Source organism: Paenibacillus sp. FSL M7-0896 (assembly GCF_037975415.1).
GTDB lineage: Bacteria > Bacillota > Bacilli > Paenibacillales > Paenibacillaceae > Paenibacillus_AQ > Paenibacillus_AQ silagei.
In genome coordinates, this window is the sequence record NZ_CP150250.1 from 1103200 (window position 1) to 1120620 (window position 17421).

Annotated in this window: 15 protein-coding genes; 10 read left to right on the forward strand and 5 right to left on the reverse strand. The window is 50.2% G+C overall.

The genetic code is table 11. The features are described 5' to 3' along the window. Window positions 1-100: 100 nt before the first annotated feature. The 7 genes from MKY12_RS04695 to MKY12_RS04725 all read left to right on the forward strand — a co-directional run bounded on the left by MKY12_RS04695 (window position 101) and on the right by MKY12_RS04725 (window position 8219). Window positions 101-310, forward strand: a complete 210-nt coding sequence (locus MKY12_RS04695) for a hypothetical protein (protein WP_339313071.1) — start codon at window positions 101-103, stop codon at window positions 308-310. Between the two features lie 5 nt (window positions 311-315). Further along, window positions 316-459 (forward strand): hypothetical protein, encoded by a 144-nt coding sequence (locus MKY12_RS04700; protein WP_155991580.1) that lies wholly within the window; start codon window positions 316-318, stop codon window positions 457-459. Window positions 460-474: 15 nt separating this feature from the next. After that, a complete protein-coding gene (locus tag MKY12_RS04705) occupies window positions 475-855 on the forward strand; it encodes a hypothetical protein (protein WP_339254249.1) in 381 nt (126 codons plus the stop codon). A gap of 20 nt (window positions 856-875) precedes the next feature. After that, entirely contained in the window at window positions 876-1373 is a 498-nt protein-coding gene (locus MKY12_RS04710) for a hypothetical protein (protein WP_339313072.1), read from the forward strand. A gap of 71 nt (window positions 1374-1444) precedes the next feature. After that, window positions 1445-2047: a hypothetical protein gene (locus MKY12_RS04715; protein ID WP_339313073.1), complete on the forward strand. Its 603-nt coding sequence runs from the start codon at window positions 1445-1447 to the stop codon at window positions 2045-2047. A 3-nt stretch (window positions 2048-2050) separates the two neighbouring features. Next, entirely contained in the window at window positions 2051-4327 is a 2277-nt protein-coding gene (locus MKY12_RS04720) for a hypothetical protein (RefSeq protein WP_339313074.1), read from the forward strand. A gap of 16 nt (window positions 4328-4343) precedes the next feature. After that, complete coding sequence (locus MKY12_RS04725; RefSeq protein WP_339313075.1) at window positions 4344-8219, forward strand: hypothetical protein; 3876 nt, start codon at window positions 4344-4346, stop codon at window positions 8217-8219. A gap of 78 nt (window positions 8220-8297) precedes the next feature. On the opposite strand, the gene MKY12_RS04730 is transcribed toward MKY12_RS04725, so the two are convergent. Continuing rightward, on the reverse strand, window positions 8298-8942 hold the full coding sequence (locus MKY12_RS04730) for a hypothetical protein (RefSeq protein WP_339222834.1): 645 nt from the start codon (window positions 8940-8942) through the stop codon (window positions 8298-8300). 318 nt (window positions 8943-9260) lie between these two features. On the opposite strand from MKY12_RS04730, the gene tkt reads away from it, so the two are divergent. Both tkt and MKY12_RS04740 read left to right on the forward strand, forming a co-directional pair. Further along, window positions 9261-11309, forward strand: coding sequence for a transketolase (gene tkt, locus MKY12_RS04735; protein ID WP_339254259.1), 2049 nt, complete (start codon window positions 9261-9263; stop codon window positions 11307-11309). Window positions 11310-11344: 35 nt separating this feature from the next. After that, window positions 11345-11662 (forward strand): pyrimidine/purine nucleoside phosphorylase, encoded by a 318-nt coding sequence (locus tag MKY12_RS04740; RefSeq protein WP_339254261.1) that lies wholly within the window; start codon window positions 11345-11347, stop codon window positions 11660-11662. An 81-nt stretch (window positions 11663-11743) separates the two neighbouring features. Here MKY12_RS04740 and MKY12_RS04745 read toward each other — a convergent pair whose 3' ends face one another. The 4 genes from MKY12_RS04745 to MKY12_RS04760 form a co-directional block, all read right to left on the reverse strand. Continuing rightward, window positions 11744-12535: an ABC-2 family transporter protein gene (locus MKY12_RS04745; RefSeq protein ID WP_339313076.1), complete on the reverse strand. Its 792-nt coding sequence runs from the start codon at window positions 12533-12535 to the stop codon at window positions 11744-11746. 9 nt (window positions 12536-12544) lie between these two features. After that, window positions 12545-13375 carry a hypothetical protein gene (locus tag MKY12_RS04750; RefSeq protein WP_339313077.1) on the reverse strand — a complete coding sequence of 277 codons (831 nt, stop codon included), beginning with the start codon at window positions 13373-13375 and terminating at the stop codon, window positions 12545-12547. Between the two features lie 27 nt (window positions 13376-13402). Then, window positions 13403-14218, reverse strand: a complete 816-nt coding sequence (locus MKY12_RS04755) for an ATP-binding cassette domain-containing protein (RefSeq protein ID WP_339313078.1) — start codon at window positions 14216-14218, stop codon at window positions 13403-13405. 669 nt (window positions 14219-14887) lie between these two features. After that, entirely contained in the window at window positions 14888-15787 is a 900-nt protein-coding gene (locus MKY12_RS04760; RefSeq protein WP_327196471.1) for an NAD(P)-dependent oxidoreductase, read from the reverse strand. 260 nt (window positions 15788-16047) lie between these two features. Here MKY12_RS04760 and MKY12_RS04765 point away from each other — a divergent pair, with 260 nt between their 5' ends. Continuing rightward, window positions 16048-17403 carry a glucose-6-phosphate isomerase gene (locus tag MKY12_RS04765; protein ID WP_036700477.1) on the forward strand — a complete coding sequence of 452 codons (1356 nt, stop codon included), beginning with the start codon at window positions 16048-16050 and terminating at the stop codon, window positions 17401-17403. The last annotated feature ends 18 nt before the right edge of the window (window positions 17404-17421 follow it).

Below are 17421 nucleotides of genomic sequence, written 5' to 3' on the forward strand. Positions count from 1 at the left end.
GCTAATTAGGCAGGCTGGAAGCAAGAAAATAAACGAAGTGAAATTTTTGTTATATTCAAGAATCATTTTAAAATATACAATCAAAAGGGAGATATTAACAATGAAAAAAGACGCTATTTCTACCGGGTTATTTATCGCTATCGGGTTTCTGTGTGTGGCTATCGTAATTGCCGTATTGATTCCTGTGGTACGGGACGTAATCGATAAAGCAGATGACAACAGACCTGATATCCCGGCGGTTAGTATGATTCAGCCCGCAGTTTCTGTGGAAGCGGCAGTAACGTATACGATCGCCAGTCCGTTGGTGTAACAGAGATGAAGAAGGACTCGATTTCCGTCGCGCTGTTTCTGGCTATTGGCTTTGTGATTGCCGGGATTTTTATTGCTGGGGCAACAAGCATCATCGGCGGCAGCCAGGATGATATTATCACTCATGTCAAAGCTGTCGAGAAGTATTAAAAGGAGGCGCTGCGTTTGAAGGCAACCGTCCTCCGGGCCTTGTTCATGTGGCTGGTGTTGTTTATTATCCTGCAGCCGATTTTTACGTACATCGATTATCTGCTCGATCTGCAGGTCAAGGCCAACACCTCTTATATTACGCAAAAGGCAGCGACAGAAGGGATGGTCACTGCCTCCATGAAGGCTGAGGTCATTTCGAATCTGAAAGCTGTAGGATTTCCCGAAGGTTCGATTAAGATAACCAGCGGAACAGAAGTGATCCTTGAACGCAAACAGCGGATTGATGTGTACGTAACCGCACCGCGGGTGAACTTGTTCCCCTACAATTTCTCCGGCGTATCCCAGCCAACACAGTACTATGGACATGGCTCAATCATGAGTGAATATCTCGATTAATTAAGGGATGAAGCTAACCTATGGATTATATTATCAAACTGGCCTTTGTCCTCTTGATCTTTATTTATTCCTGGTTTTTTCAGATTCAGAATCAGGAATGGGACCAGGTGCGCAGCATGCTTAAGGATGCCAATAATATGGCCGTCCATGACGCATCACAGGAGTTGAACGAAGCAGCGAGAGCCCAAGGCCGTCTGGTCATTGATCCCGCTGAGGCTTATGCCACCTTCCGCCATACCCTGCAGAGTAATCTGGGACTGGATGACGGCTTATCCCCCTTGGCGGGGAGCCGGCTTCAGGCTCAAGTGAAGATCGTCAAGTTCGACATCGTGGATGAATCTACGGGCGATACTTTTCCGCTGCTCTATGAGGACAGTACTTACGGTATCACCAAATACATACAGGGTCCTTCGGTCATTGCAGTGATTCAAACGCAGCATCCGGTGCTGATCTCCAGAAGCAAAGTTCAAGAGGCGATCACGGTACCGGCGGTTCAGGAGTATAAATTTAATATGTAAATCAGGATAATTGCGGCCTGCCCTTAGGCGAACCTTAGCAGGCCGCACAAACTACTAAAGGAGAGATTTACATGAAAAAGATAATGATGAAAGCAATGTTAGCAACAACACTGTTGGCGGGTTCTATTTTAGGTCAAGTGGGATCTGCACAGGCAACTGCCGCTGCAAAGCCAACTGCTCCGATTATGAGAGACAACCTTTCTAAGTACGGATTGGTGAAGGATGTGGAGCTGCCAGTTACGGTTACGGCCGGCGGGCTGAGCTATACGCTGGAGAAGATTATGATCTTTGATTCTAAGTCGAAGGATGCTCAGGTGTTGAGTAAAACGTATGGTTATAACTTAGGGAATGCTCAGTATTTTATTTGGACGAAGATCACTGTGGAAAATAAGAGTGGGAGTATGGTTCAACAAAACGTTAAGGATTTAAAAGACAAATGGCGTTTGAATTTCGGGGATTTGTCCAAAGGCGAAGCGTATACTAGTATGCCAGATAAAATGACAGATATCAAAAATAGCAAGCAATCTCTTTGGGATTGGAGTCTAAAATCGGGAGAAAAGCTCAGTACGTACCAAGCGTATTTGTACACTGGAAACTTTAATTATTTTAAGATCCGTGTAGATAACAGAAATAATTCTATCTCGAAATATATTGTGGAACCAAAAGGATATTAAACAATGAAAAAAAAAGTATGGATTACGACTTTTATCATCTTCGCTTGCTTGGTACTCATGCCTACTATGATGTACTCTGCACAGACAGAAGGTACCAAGCAGGGCAGTGTAAGTTTACCGACTACTACTGGCTTAACGGGCTCGAATAACAGCGCTAAAACGTTCTATCTTGATCTTCCAAGTGGGGTCACTGGCCCGTCGATCAAGATGGGGACACTCAAATACAACGGAAATAATACTGTCGTAGGAACAATCATGGTCGAGAACGGAAAGATCAAGATTACACTGAAGGGGAATGTGAAGGATGAAATATTTCCAGTAACAGGAATGGACGGTGGTTTTGAAGATTCTTTTATATCTGTTCCCGGAAACTCCATCTGGCGCTATTCAGATGGCCGAAGATGGCAGATTAATGACTATAAAGAAGACAAGGGAATTAACGAAAGTTATAACGTCAATGCAGGGGATGCTTCTATACCCTCAGAGTATCCTCCAAAAAGGACTGTATCCACGAAGTCAGATCCTGTCAGTCCGAGCACGGCAACTTGGTATAGGAAAGATAAAACACAGGTTCCCTATAGTAGTATAGTTCAATCTAGCATCAAGCTTAATCCACAAGCTCTTAAAGGTGATAAAGGAGAAACTTCCATTAAAAATGGAAAGTTTATAATTAATTATTCAGTACCGTCTGAAAAAAGGAGACCAGAAGAAGTATCCGAAGGTTTTGGAAGAGGTGGTCATGCTCGAGGTTGGCTTTATTACGTAACTCTCCCTTACTACTTCGACGCTGAAGCCAAAGTCACATCCTACAGCTATGCCGGTTCGGTCACCTTTGATTATTCCCCACCTGACCAGGCTACGTTGAACGGAACGGCCACGCTAGAGAAGCCGAGTCCAAACCCAATCAAGCTGGAAGGCAGCAAGGTCGATGTGAAGATCAACGTTAAAGGCGAGCTGCTGGGTTACACAAATTCCTCTAACATCGAGGAATGGGTATTCTATGCCCGTGAAAAGGATGGATCCGCTAAAGCTGATATGAAGAAAGAATACGGTAAAATGCTCACCGCATCGAAAAGCTTTGACTTCCAGATCCCGGCCAGCCGGGTGACCGGTGACAGCTTCAAGCAGGATTACGCGCTGACAGTGATTATTCGGTTCAAGAATCCGGTGGTTACCAAGTCCGGTTCGATAACCTCCCTGGAACAGAAAATGGAAGTCTCGGCCGGGGTGTATAAGAAGGACAACCCCATTACCTATCCATCCATACCGGGCACGCCGAGCAAGCCGGAAGGTAAGCCACCCATTGCCCGGATCAGCGCACCCAAGTACGTCAAGGCCGGTTCTGACATGATGGTATACGGGGGAGCTTCCTCCGATCCGGACGGATACATTACGGACTATGCCTGGGGAACTCCTGGAGCAGAGGGCGGGATTGAAAATACAGCCAGAGGCTATGTGTGGTACACACGGGATAAGGTTGGACAGACATTCCCCATAATGCTTACCGTTGTCGATAATGACGGGCTGATCGGGAGCACCAGCACGGAGGTAACGGTCATTGAGCCAACCCCATCCGCAAGCCTGGAGATCACCGGATCGCTGAAGCAGAACCGGAAAACCACGCTCACCAACAGCAGCACAAGCCCGACACGATTCCCGATCATTAAGTCTAAAACTCAGGTCACGATCAGCGCAGTCAGCGGCGGGACTAATGCAGATATCAAATACAGCGGCAGTCTGGCCGAGCTGGAGAGCAAGGACGTTCTCTTCCGGAAGCCAGGGAAATACAAAGCAAATATTCATGTTGAGAATACAGCCGGCTATGGTGCAGATGGGGAAATCACGTTCGATATTGCACCGGACGAAGTCCCAAGTGTTTATTTTGACGTTGCCCAAAAAATGTATCGGGACCCGGAGAAGGGGAATAGAGCGATCATCCAAATTACGGACAGATCCTTTTCCACAGACAAGGATACCCTGAACCGGCGGATCTGGGAGTATCGGTACGACTCCAATAATGACGGGCGGTTTACCGATGAGAATTGGGAGATTTTCAATAATGGAAATGAGATTAATCCTAAGCTGGAATTGACTCAGGTGGGGAGATACGAGATCCGGTTGACGGTCTTTGAAGAGTTTGGTCAACCGACCATTGAGGATTACGTGACGGAGGCGGACCGGCGTTCTGCAGATTCGTATACCGATTCGATCAAACAAGCGCTGGTGGAGCGGACGGTAGAAATAGATAACCGCGCGCCAGAAGTCGATTGGGACTTGTAGGGGAGGAAGGCAGACATTGAAGAGATTCAAGAGAAGTATCATTTTGCTTATGGCCTACTTGCTGCTCATTCCCGCACTGCCGCAGCCAGTTGTCGAAATGACGAGACTGGCCAGTACGGTGCAGGCGGCAGAGGACAATTTCATTTATTACCGGGATATTGTCTTTGAAGCTGGGCGAGGGGGACATGCCAATCAGGATGATAAGGTTGTCATTGATTTCCCTGCTCTGAAGGTAACCAATCTTAAATTTAATAAAACGACCAAAAGAATGACCTATGATATTGTTCCAGGCTCTAACTTGCATGTCACCTATACAACGGGGAGGCCTGATTGGGGCGGATATACGGAGCCCATGGAAATCGAAATGTGTAGTTCCATTTATACCAAAGAGGCGTACCAGTATGAATTAAACAGAAATGCTTATGGTGATGATAATAACTGGAGCTGTAATGATCCTAGAACACCTGACTTTTATGGTCAGTATTATAACTGGTCAGCAGATTGGGGAAAGTTACACACCAATGCAGTAGCATCTCAAGGATATTATATGCCTGCTGTTATTGATGTAGATATGTCCAACATACGGAACTTGATGGCGAACACCTATCCGAATGAGTATGCACAAGGATATAACTATTATCAGCCAAGTGATTATACGCCAGGACTAGATAAAGATCCAGAAATGTTCCGCATTCGAGTGTTGGCTTGGACGAAAACCTATTGGTGGTCGCCGTACATGACTAGAGTAGCTCAATTGATACCCAATTATGCCCCTAGCCTGTCCGTAGGAACAGCGAATGGAATTACGCTGGTTAATGCTTCGGGCCTCAGCGGAATCAACATAGAGGGGTATGTCAGCGATCCAGATAACGAGGACGTTACCGTCACCGCCGAGATCCCTGGTGTCTTCTACAAGAAGACGGTGGTGCCTCAAGCCAAGCTGTCCAAACCATTCAATATCCCACTGGACGTGCTGCAAGACTCGATCCCGCCGGGGACCTACACCGTGAACATCACAGCCTCCGACCCGTCGGGAATGACCGCGAAGGCGGCGCTTACGATTAATGTCAAACAGCAGATGCGGAACAAGTCCTTTGTCCTGATCAATACCCCTGTAGAAACCAGAACGAAATTCTTTGACTCGGAATGGGACCCTAAGCGGGAAGAACGGTACCGGTTTGATCATGATCCGTATTTCTTTGATAATTCGATGGGGATCATTTGGGATTCTGGATTATGGCGAAGTTCACCCTATACGACTTTCCCGTATAGCGGGTCCTACGTGGCCACGTTCCAGGGGCGTGACAATCCCAAGGATGACGACCGGTTCGACGTGTACCGGAAATGGAGCCGGAATAACCTGTCTTCGATGACGTTCCATGTGCACCGCAAGCCAATTGCGCTATTCAGTGCCCGGCTGTCAGGCGGATGGCTGCAGATCACGGACAGCTCCTACGATTTGGATCATGTCACCGCCTCCAATAAAGGGATCATGGATTGGCAATGGCAATACAAGAAGACGGAAGGGCAAGTCTGGACCGATGGATATCCGCCGGCACAGCTACCGACCAATGACCAATATGATATCCGGCTAAGAGTGCGGGACATCGATGGAGAGAACGGGGTTGGCGTCTGGAGTGACTGGTCACAGCAAACGGTGGGTGCGGCCGGCAATCTGCCACCGGTAGCGCTGTTTACCGTAGAGCCCAACATTGTATCGTACCGCAAAGTTACCACCATCACTGATAAGTCCTTCGACCCGGATAATGATCCACTCGATGTGTATAACTGGACGGTGATCAAAGATGGCTGGCAACAGGTATGGAGTCATTCGGGCGGCGCGGCGGTGCCGCCGAATATCGCTGCCTTTGGCGTGGGGACGTATCAGTTAACCCTTCAGGTCCATGATAACCGCGGGCTATGGTCGCAGCCCTACAGCCAAACGGTACAAGTCCTGAATCACCCGCCAGCAGCTGCCTTCAATATGCCGGTGGAAGTGTACCGGGATACGGTCATTACGATGGAGAATATGACACCAGACCCGGATGAGGATGGGGATTGGCTAAGCTATGCCTGGAATGCCCGGATCAATAGCAGCCCGTACTATTATGCCGGAGGTAACCGAAACCAGGTGATCACCATCCGGGATCTGATCGCGCGTAGTGGCATTGCACCACAACAAGCTATTTCAGATGGCTGGGAAATGCGCCTGACAGCTTCAGACGGGTCGCTTTCCTCTAATGCGACACGGACGTTCAAAGTCCTCAACCATGTCCCTACGGCTGCCATCAACGGGCCAGGGGCGGTGTATCAGTTCGATACGAAGCAGTTCACATCATCTGATAATGATGGAGATCCATCGGATATCGCCAGTCTTCAATATTTTTGGAAGGTGACAGACAGCGACAGCACCACCAAATTATATAAGACGCCGAGCATCGAAATCAGCTTCCCGGAACCGGGGATATACACCCTGGAACATTGGGCAGTGGACCAGATTGGGGCGAAGTCAAATATTGAGTCACTCAAAGTGAATGTAATCAAAAACGAAGCCCCGTCCATGACGATCACTTCTCCGCCGGGTACAGTAGGGAACCCTACCGTCCTGGATGCAGAGAAGCAGGGGGACCCGTTGATTCAGTGGACCTACTCCGATCCGGAGAATGATCCTCAGGAAAAGTACAGGCTTGAATTTTTCACCAAAGAAGGGCTATTGGAGAAAACGGTAGAGAATACAGATGGCAGCGGATCGATCCGTCAGTATCAAGTTCCGAACCGAACCTTCAATCGCTTCGAGTACTTCACGGTATTGGGGCGGGCGTATTCCAAAGGCTCCTGGTCCGAGGTATCAAACGAAAAAGCCTTCATCATCGACAATCCGCCCCAGCCGGGATTCACCCTCATTACGGATACCGGAAAGGATGCCACCAAGGTAGCAATCTACCGGACGGATGTGCTTAATATCAAGAGCACGGCAACAGATGAGGATATTCCGAAAGGAGACAGCATAAGTCATCAGTATTTCTTGAAGCCGGCGGCTGGTGTAGAGGGGCTTGTGAGCACAGAAGGCGATTTTAACAAAAAGTTTACTACAAACGGTACCTTTACGTATCGGCAGCTTGTTACGGACTCCCTGGGACTGTTCAGAGAGCTGTCCCATAGCATTACCGTGTTGAACCGGTTGCCCAAGGTCTCAATTACCTATCCGACAAGTGACAGCCCCAACAAGCCTACCATTGCCAGCACGCTGACACCAATCATCAAGTGGGATTATCAGGATGAGGACGGGGATCAGCAGCAGCGCTTCCGGGTGCGGATAATAAATCTGGCCACAGGTGCGGTTAAGGTGCAGTCCGGTGACCAGGGTTCAAGTTCAAAACAATGGAAGGTACCGGATGGAGCCTTAGCAGAGTACGAAAAATATGCTGTAGAAGTTGAGGTCTTCGATGGATTTGATTGGAGTGTTGTGTCCGCAAGAAAGTACTTTATGGTTAACCTGCTTAGCATCAAGGGGGCTGTCCGTCATACAGAGGAGTGGAATGGCAACCGTCAGGCGTACAATATGAAGCAGAGCGGCTCGCCTGAAAGTCCGCGGGGGTATAGTGTCTATTGGGCTGGCGAAAAATTTGTGCTGCAGGGGACAGCTACCGGACTGCCGTATACCGTGCAAGTCACAATGACTGGAGGATACACGGCTGCGCTGAGTCCGACCGGGAGTGACAAGACCTTATGGACGGGTGAGCTGGCCGACCCATCGTTCGAACAGCTGCCGGATGGTCCGGTTACTTTTACCTTTACCGCAACTAATGAGTATCAGACCAAGGTGGATACAGTGGCGGTAACAATTCTTGGAGATTGGACAGAATATTATCAGAGCCATCGTGTAAAATAACGCGGGACGCAATCCTTATGCCTTATGTGCTACTATGATTTTGTTTTACTTGGCATCAAGCGGGCGGAGGGTGATCGTTCAGACGATTCCCTCGGTCCGTTCTTCATGCAGCCGCAGCCTTGGGGCTGCAAAATCTGCCGGATTAGTAGTTTGGGGGTTATGTAGACTGGAACCTCTGAGGTCCGCAGAATGACTCCGGTCCATATAGTAGGAGAGTTTGCCGCTGAATATTTTGTGGGCACACAGGGATGAAGCGAAATCCTCGGGAGTAACGAAGCAGGAGGGCTTGGCTACCGGATGAACGGTGGTTTCCTCTAATACAGAGGCGACGAATTGGGAACAGAAATAGGCGTTCTCCCGGTCAATCCGGATGTTCAACAGCACACCGACCAGACCGAGCAGGTGATATTTATAACGCTCCTGATTCTGCATCATACCCTGGACATGGTTATACATAGTATTGTACTCTTCCTCACTGACTCTGAGCTGGTAGATGGCACAATCTGCACTGTTGTAGAACGGATGGATGAAGTTCTCATGGATAAGTCCGGCAATAAACGGGTTGTACACTTTTTTTCGGCCGAAGCTGTAGACCTCACGCAGCTCACTGTCAAAAGCAATCGAGGCATGATTCAGCTCCGCTTTGGTGAACCATTTAATAATTCCGCTGAAGGCCGTGCCTGTTCCGGTCAGCACAATATAAATGTCTCTGTTTGCAGTCATCTTCTGAATTCCTTTCTGCTGGAAATTATGGATAATCCGGCTAAAATTCCGCTGTGGTACTTCCATCTTACTGTATAAATCCGCTTTGTAAAACAAACTTTAGTCTTAATTAGAAACTAGACTTAAGGCTAAGTTTCTGGATTCCTATCCGTATCTCCAAAAAGAACCTCCTGAAGCACCGTGAATCTGGCACAGGCGTGCATAGACCCGACAGAAGCCGCTAAATATAAGCTGCAGCAAAAACAATTGGAAATGCTTCCACTTCCGTGATACAATAATAGTCAAAATGACATTCTTGATTCGAGGAGGATTATTGTAATGACTGAACAAGCAAAAGATCAAGCCATTCATAAAGAAGAAAACTCAACGGTGGACAACCTGGCCATCACTACGATCCGTACACTTGCCATTGATGCCATTGAAAAGGCAAACTCCGGACATCCGGGTATGCCGATGGGCTCCGCACCTATGGGATACCAATTGTTCGCCAAGACGATGAATCATAACCCGGACCACCCGACTTGGGTCAACCGTGACCGCTTCGTGTTGTCTGCCGGACATGGTTCCATGCTCCTTTACAGCCTGCTGCACCTCAGCGGCTATGATCTGCCTATGGAAGAATTGAAGCAGTTCCGCCAATGGGGCAGCTTAACTCCGGGACATCCGGAAGTCGGCCACACTGCCGGTGTAGATGCGACAACCGGTCCGCTTGGACAAGGTATCGGTATGGCTGTAGGTATGGCAATGGCTGAAGCGCAGCTGGGTGCGACTTACAATAAAGATGAACATAACGTGATTGACCATTATACGTACGCCATCTGCGGCGACGGTGATTTGATGGAAGGGATCTCTTCCGAGTCTGCTTCACTTGCCGGACACCTGAAGCTGGGCAAGCTGATTGTAATGTACGATTCGAATGATATCTCCCTAGACGGCAAGCTCAACCTTGCATTCTCCGAGAATGTTGCTAAGCGTTTTGAAGCTTACGGCTGGCAGGTTCTGCGCGTAGAAGACGGTAACGATCTTCCTGCACTGGCTAAGGCTCTTGAAGAGGCTCAAGCAGACAGCAGCAAACCGACGCTGATCGAAGTGAAGACAGTCATCGGCTACGGCAGCCCGAACAAGCAAGGTAAAGGCGGCCACGGCGGTACCCACGGCTCCCCGCTGGGTGCCGATGAAACGAAGCTGACGAAGGAATACTACAAATGGGTATATGAAGAAGATTTCTATGTACCGGATGAAGTCCGTGCCAGCTTCGCTGAAGTGAAGGCCAAAGGAATCGCCGCTAACAAAGCATGGGATGAGAAATTTGCAGCCTACAAAAAAGCATACCCAGAGCTTGCTGCACAGCTCGAAACTGCACTGAAGGGTGAGCTTCCTGCAGGCTGGGATGCTAATCTACCATTCTATAAAGCAGAAGACAAAGCTGTATCTACCCGTGTGGCTTCCGGTAATGCACTGAACGGCTTGACTGGCGGTATCCCGCAGCTGGTTGGGGGTTCAGCCGATCTGGAGAGCTCGACCATGACGCACTTGAACGGTCTGTCCCAATTCACCTCCGAATCCTATGACGGCCGTAATATCTACTTCGGCGTACGTGAATTCGGAATGGCTGCAGCCATGAACGGGATTGCACTGCACACTGGTCTTAAGGTGTTCGGCGGTACGTTCTTCGTCTTCACAGATTACCTGCGTCCGGCTGTCCGTCTGGCTTCCATCATGAAGCTGCCGGTAACCTATGTGCTTACCCATGACAGTATCGCTGTCGGTGAAGACGGTCCTACCCATGAGCCTATTGAACAGCTTGCTTCCCTGCGTATCATTCCGGGTCTGACGGTCATTCGTCCGGCTGATGCCAATGAAACCTCTGCAGCTTGGGCATACGCTATGGAGAATACCGCCAATCCGGTAGCACTGGTCCTGACCCGTCAGAACCTGCCGATCCTGGCTGGAACCGTAGACGGTGTACGCGATAACATCAAACGCGGCGGGTATGTGGTCTCTGATTCCAAGAACGGCACTCCACAGGCACAGATCATTGCTACAGGCTCTGAAGTACAGCTGGCGGTTAAGGCTCAGGCTGCGCTTGCCGAAGAAGGCATTGATGTTCGTGTCATCAGCTTGCCGAGCTGGGATCTGTTCGAGAAGCAGGATAAAGCATACCGCGATTCCGTTATCCTGCCTGAAGTGAAAGCCCGTCTGGCTATCGAAATGGCGCAAACCTTCGGCTGGGAACGTTATACAGGCGACCAGGGTGACATTCTGGGAATCACTACCTTTGGCGCTTCCGCCCCTGGCGACACCGTAATTAGAGAATATGGCTTCACTGTAGAAAATGTAGTCAGCCGCGTAAAAGCGCTGCTATAATAGACGGATCTAACGACAAAGGGGAGAATAAGCACATGAGTCAGTTTACAGGCGCGACAATTCAAAAAGCAGCCAATATTTATTACGACGGAAAAGTGACCAGCCGTACAGTTACACTGGAAGACGGCACTAAGGTGACACTCGGCATTATGCTGCCTGGCGTATACGAATTCGGCACCGATGGCCCCGAGACGATGGAGATTCTCTCCGGCAAGCTTAAGGTGCTGCTTCCCGGTACTGAAGTGTGGAAGGACATTGACGGGGCGGAAACCTTCCATGTTCCCGGCAACTCCAAGTTTGCTCTGGAAGTATTCGCATTAACTGATTATTGCTGTTCTTACCCGATTGTGTAAAAGAAAGTGGTAGAAAAAAAGCACCCCTGGAAGATTCATGGTCCCGGGGTGCTTTTTTTGTATTGTCAGCTTCAGCGGAGCTCAGCTCCCCGTGCTTTTGTAATGCCTCACGCCTATGCGCCATACCAGCAGAGACACTCCGAGGAAGGCAGCTCCAGAGGGAAGCGAGAGGAAGCCCAGCCAGCGGGGATAATCCCAGCCGCAGACGGTGGCCGCCGGATAGAAGCTGATGAACAGCATTGGGAGCACAAAGCTGAACACAGATTTTAGCATTCGCGGTAAATAGGGCTCTGGGCAGCGGGTAATCTGGTAGCTGGCGTTGGTCAGCAGAAAAATCCAGTCCAGCCCTTTGATCGTGAAAAAAGCAAGACCTGAGGTTAGCACGAACACTCCACAGTACATCAGACAGCCTCCGGCCAGCGCCATCGCCAGAATGCCGAGTCTGCTGGGCGTCAAGGGAACTCCGAGCTGTCCCAGCGCCCAGCCCGCAGCACAGATCCCTGTAAACGGCCGGACCAGCCGGTGCAGATGGAATCTGGAAGCGGCGACCTGCACGAACAGGGACCGCGGGCGGAGCAGCAGCCGGTCGAAATCGCCGGAGCGCAGCAGATGCCACGGGAAATAATCAAAGCCGCGGCATACGCTCTCGGCAAGTCCGAAGGAAGCCACCGCCAGCGAGTACACCAGAATGATATGGGCGACGGTCCATTCGCCGATATTGCCAAAGCGGGAGAACAGCAGGACGGTGGCTATGGGATCGGAGATCACCACAGTAAGCACCTGAATCAGCATCAGCCACCAGCCCTTATATTCCATGCCGGACAGCAGATGCATCCGCAAGTATTTGCAATAAATTTTACCTTCAGCAAGCATACGTTACTCTCACCCTCCCTGGACGATAATGCTGTGTAATCTGCGTTTCATGATCATCCGGCCCGCCGCGATAAAGATAAGGCTCCAGAGGAGCTGTAAGCCGATGCCGGGCAATGCGGCGGCAGTAGCCACGCTGCCTATATATAGCTGTAGAGGGATGTCGGCAAATCCGCCAAACGGCTGCAGGTACAGGAAGGTCTGCATGAAATCAGGCCAGAGCCGCAGGGGGAGGTAGGTGCCGGACAATATGCCGCTTAGCAGTAGAAGCATATAGGTCGGTCCGTCCCCCCAAGTGATATTCAGCCGGATCGCAGTCACAAGCATAGCGAAGGCCGAGCACAGCACAAACGCCATAACCGCCGACAGAAGGAAATAGAATAGTGCAGGCAATGAGGCAGGGCCCCCTAGGGCATACCCGGCAGGCATCAGGAGCCCGGCGAGTACGGTGGCCAGCCCCCTGATCCAACTGGTGCCGAGCTTGCCGGCCGAGCTTTTAACAAACCAGTGGGTGTACAGGTTCATGGGCCGGCACAGCTCGATACCGACGTCGCCGTTGTTGATTTTGCCCATAATTTCGCTGTCGATGTTCATACTCTGGAGTACAAACAGCCCCTGAGCCAGCCAAACATAGGATATGGCCTGAGGGAGGCTGAGTCCGTTATTGTTCCAGGAGCCATTCTCGCTGTATGTATAGAACACGGTGAACAGCACACATTCTATAAGCGCCCAAAACACACCGACCATCGTGCCAGATATGGCGGACACCCGGTACTGGAGCCCTTCTGCCATGCGGATTCGGAAGAGGGAGCTGCAGGCCCGCCATGTATATCTAAAGTTCATTGTGCACCTCCTGATGGGTGGATGGGCTTAACCCAAAGCCAAGTCATTGTACATAGCAGCAATCATCGCATCCGTGTTCACTTTCATGACGACCTCCGGCGCATATTTCTGCTGCAGACCTGAGAGCTGCCCGTCATAGAGCAGTTGGCCGTGCCCGATCACCATGACCCGCTCGCATAATGCCTCAATATCGTCCATATCGTGTGTGGTCAGCAGCATCGTAATCCCGTACTTACGGTTCTCTTCCTTCAGAAAATTGCGCAGCGCGAGCTTGGATACCGCATCAAGTCCAATGGTTGGCTCATCCAGAAAGAGAAGCTTCGGCCGGTGCAGCAGTGCTGCCACCAGCTCACAGCGCATCCGCTGCCCGAGCGAAAGCTGTCTCACCGGAGTCCTTAAGAGCGCTTCCACTCCAAGTGTTGCCGATAACTCGGATAATCTTAAGCGGTAGTCGCCTGGAGGAATGGCATAAATATCCTTCAGCACGTCAAAAGAGTCTGCCACCGGGACATCCCACCATAACTGTGAGCGCTGGCCAAACATAACACCGATCCGGGATACATGCTCTACGCGGTGCTTCCATGGAATCTTGCCCAAGATAGTGCATTCTCCGCTGTCGGGTGTCAGGATGCCGCTCATTACCTTGACGGAGGTGGATTTGCCGGCGCCGTTCGGGCCAATGTAACCTACCAGTTCACCCTCCTCAATATCAAAGCTGATGCCGCCGAGCGCGTCCACCTGGGTAACATTCCGCATAAACGCTCCTCTCAGCAGTCCCCATTTCCCTTCGGGCCGTTTGTACACCTTGAAGCTTTTACGGATATCTCTCAGTCTAATTTGCATATCAGTCGCCTCCTTCGTGCAGAAGATCATATCATCAGGGGAGGAGAGGGGGACAGCCGCGTCGGGCGCCTTCTGGATCCTTGCTGCCAGGCTGCCAGGGGGAGAATCATTTATTTTCTTCATTTTCCATAAAAATGCTTGTTATGTTGACATTTCTGTGCTATATTAATTTTATAGTTAACGCAAGGAAAACGTATGTTTTTTTGTACATATACTGTAAAATAAACTTCCCGTACCGGTGATTAAATCACCGGTATTTTTGCGTTCTCACTCCTGACAAGAAGGCCATGCTCGCATAGTAAAAGGGCGCAGCCGATACTGCCTGGCTGCGCCCTGATTACAAGTTACATATACAGAATGTATGCGGAAAACAGGCATGACAAGACAGAGGCCTTGTCACCCCCAGGAATGAAAATAAGTCGGGTGCATCAGTCGCATCCCGACTTTTATTTTCGTATTAAACCGAACACAATAGGCTGAGCGTCGGCACATGGTCCAAATGTAGGTGAAAAACCGAACACAATAGGCAGGTTCTTTTTTGTACATCCGCCAACATGGCCGCATCTTGAGGCCGGGCGAGTTCAAAGGTCAGCATTGAAACTTCCTCCCCTGTTTACAATAGTGTGTGAAACACCATCATAAACAGATTCTGGAAAAGCCGCCGTTACATTAGTTACCTTCGCCGATCTTCCGGCCGATCCAGTCTTCGTAGGATTTGACCACAGCAGACAGGTCCTCGTCGCCGTAGCCGTGGTTGAAGCCTGCCTGGAACATGCTCTTGGCTACGCCGAGCATAGGGGAAGGGACGCCAGTGGAATCACTGAGCGAGGACGCCAGCTTGAGATCCTTGAGCATCAGGGCAAGGGAGAACTGGTTGCTGAAGTCGTTATCAATGATCTTCTGGCCCTTCAGCTCGGCCTGCTTGCTGCCTGCTGATCCGTTCTTCACCAGCTCCAGGAACTTATCTGCGGGTACCCCGGACTTCACCGCAATGGAGAAGCCCTCGGCGAGCGCGACATTGTGAATGCCGACCATGGCATTGTGAGCCAGCTTGGCTACAGCGCCGCTGCCGTTAGCGCCCATATGCAGCAGCAGACGGCCCATGGAGTCGAAGAGATCCCGGTGCTTCTCAATCACTTCGGCATGTCCGCCGACCATGAAGACCAGTGTGCCGTCGATAGCTGCCGGCTTGCTGCCGGTTACAGGGGCATCAAGGAAGCTGCCGCCCCGTGCTTCAACTTCAGCAGCGATCTCCTTTGCAAGGCCGGGGGAGATGGTGCTGGAATCGATTACGGTTGTTCCCGGCTGAAGGGTGGCGAGAATGCCATGGTCACCGTGGAAGACTTCACGGATCGAATCATCGTTGCTGATCATGGTAATAATAACATCCTTGCCTTCCGCTGCTGCCTGCGGTGTGGCGGCTGTCTTCGCACCTTCCTGTTCCAATGGTTTGCATTTCTCTGCTGTACGGTTATACACCGTAACCTCAAAGCCGCTTCGCAGCAGGTTCGACGCCATAGGTGCTCCCATTGTTCCGAGTCCGATAAAGCCGATGTGCTTCATTTCAATTCCACCTTTGCTTTCCTGAGATCATATTATAGAAACTAAGTTTGCCTTCATTCTATCAGAAGGTTACAGCCTGTTCCACAGAACAGGTCTGCTTATCTGCTTAGTAACCGCTTTCAGCTATTTTTTCATAAACAGGGTTCGGAAAGCCGGGGATATGCCTTAAGACCTTGCCAGTCAAGGCAAATTAAAGTATTCTAGATTATAATGTTGCAACACACGGTGTCAAATCTAAAGAGATAAACAGGAGGCTACCATTACCGATGTCCAAGAAGATTAATTTTGACTACACCAAAGCCCTTTCCTTCTTCAGCCAGACCGAGATCGACTACTTCGCCGCTCCGGTGAAGCTGGCCCACGAACAATTGCATAACAAGAGCGGAGCAGGCTCCGATTACCTGGGCTGGATTGATCTTCCTACAGCTTATGACAAGGAAGAGTTCGCCCGTATTCAGCAGGCCGCCAAGAAGATTCAGAGTGATTCCGAAGTGCTGATCGTGATTGGTATCGGCGGCTCTTATCTGGGGGCACGCGCAGCTATCGAGGCGCTTTCGCATTCCTTCTACAATAACCTGTCCAAGGACAAGCGCAAGACACCGGAGGTTTATTTTGCCGGTAATAACATCAGCTCTACCTACATCACGCATCTGCTTGACCTGGTAGAAGGTAAAGACTTCTCCGTGAACGTAATCTCCAAATCCGGTACAACTACCGAGCCTGCTATTGCTTTCCGTATCTTCCGTGCAGCACTGGAGAAGAAATACGGTAAGGAAGAAGCACGCAAACGGATCTACGCTACAACAGACAAGGAGAAGGGCGCACTCAAGAAGCTGGCTAACGAAGAAGGCTATGAGTCGTTCATCATCCCTGATGATGTAGGCGGACGTTATTCCGTACTGACACCGGTAGGGCTTCTGCCTATCGCCGTAGCGGGAATTAACATTGAAGAAATGATGCAAGGGGCCGCAGCCGCAGCCGATGAGTTCAACAATCCCGATGTGGCTACGAACCAGAGCTATCAATATGCTGCAGTACGTAACGCGCTCTACCGCAAAGGCAAGACGACAGAAATCCTCGTGAACTACGAGCCGTCCCTGCACTTTGTCTCTGAATGGTGGAAGCAGCTGTACGGCGAAAGCGAAGGCAAGGACTTTAAGGGAATCTATCCGTCCTCGGTGGACTTCTCGACAGATCTGCACTCCATGGGCCAATTCATTCAGGAGGGTAACCGCAACATTTTCGAGACGGTTATTCAAGTGGAGAAGGTACAGCATCATGTAACGATCGAGAATGATCCGGATGATCTGGACGGCCTCAACTTCCTGACCGGCCAGACGATGGACTTCGTTAATAAGAAGGCATTCCAGGGAACTATGCTGGCGCATACCGATGGACAGGTGCCGAACCTGATCGTTACCATTCCTGACCAAACGCCGTATACTTTCGGCTATCTGGTGTACTTCTTCGAGAAGGCTTGCGGGATCAGCGGATACCTGCTGGGTGTGAATCCGTTCGACCAGCCGGGTGTTGAAGCCTATAAGAAGAACATGTTCGCACTGCTGGGCAAACCAGGCTACGAGAAAGAAAAGGCAGAACTGGAAGCAAGACTTACCGAATAGTCCCACTCTAACCGCAGA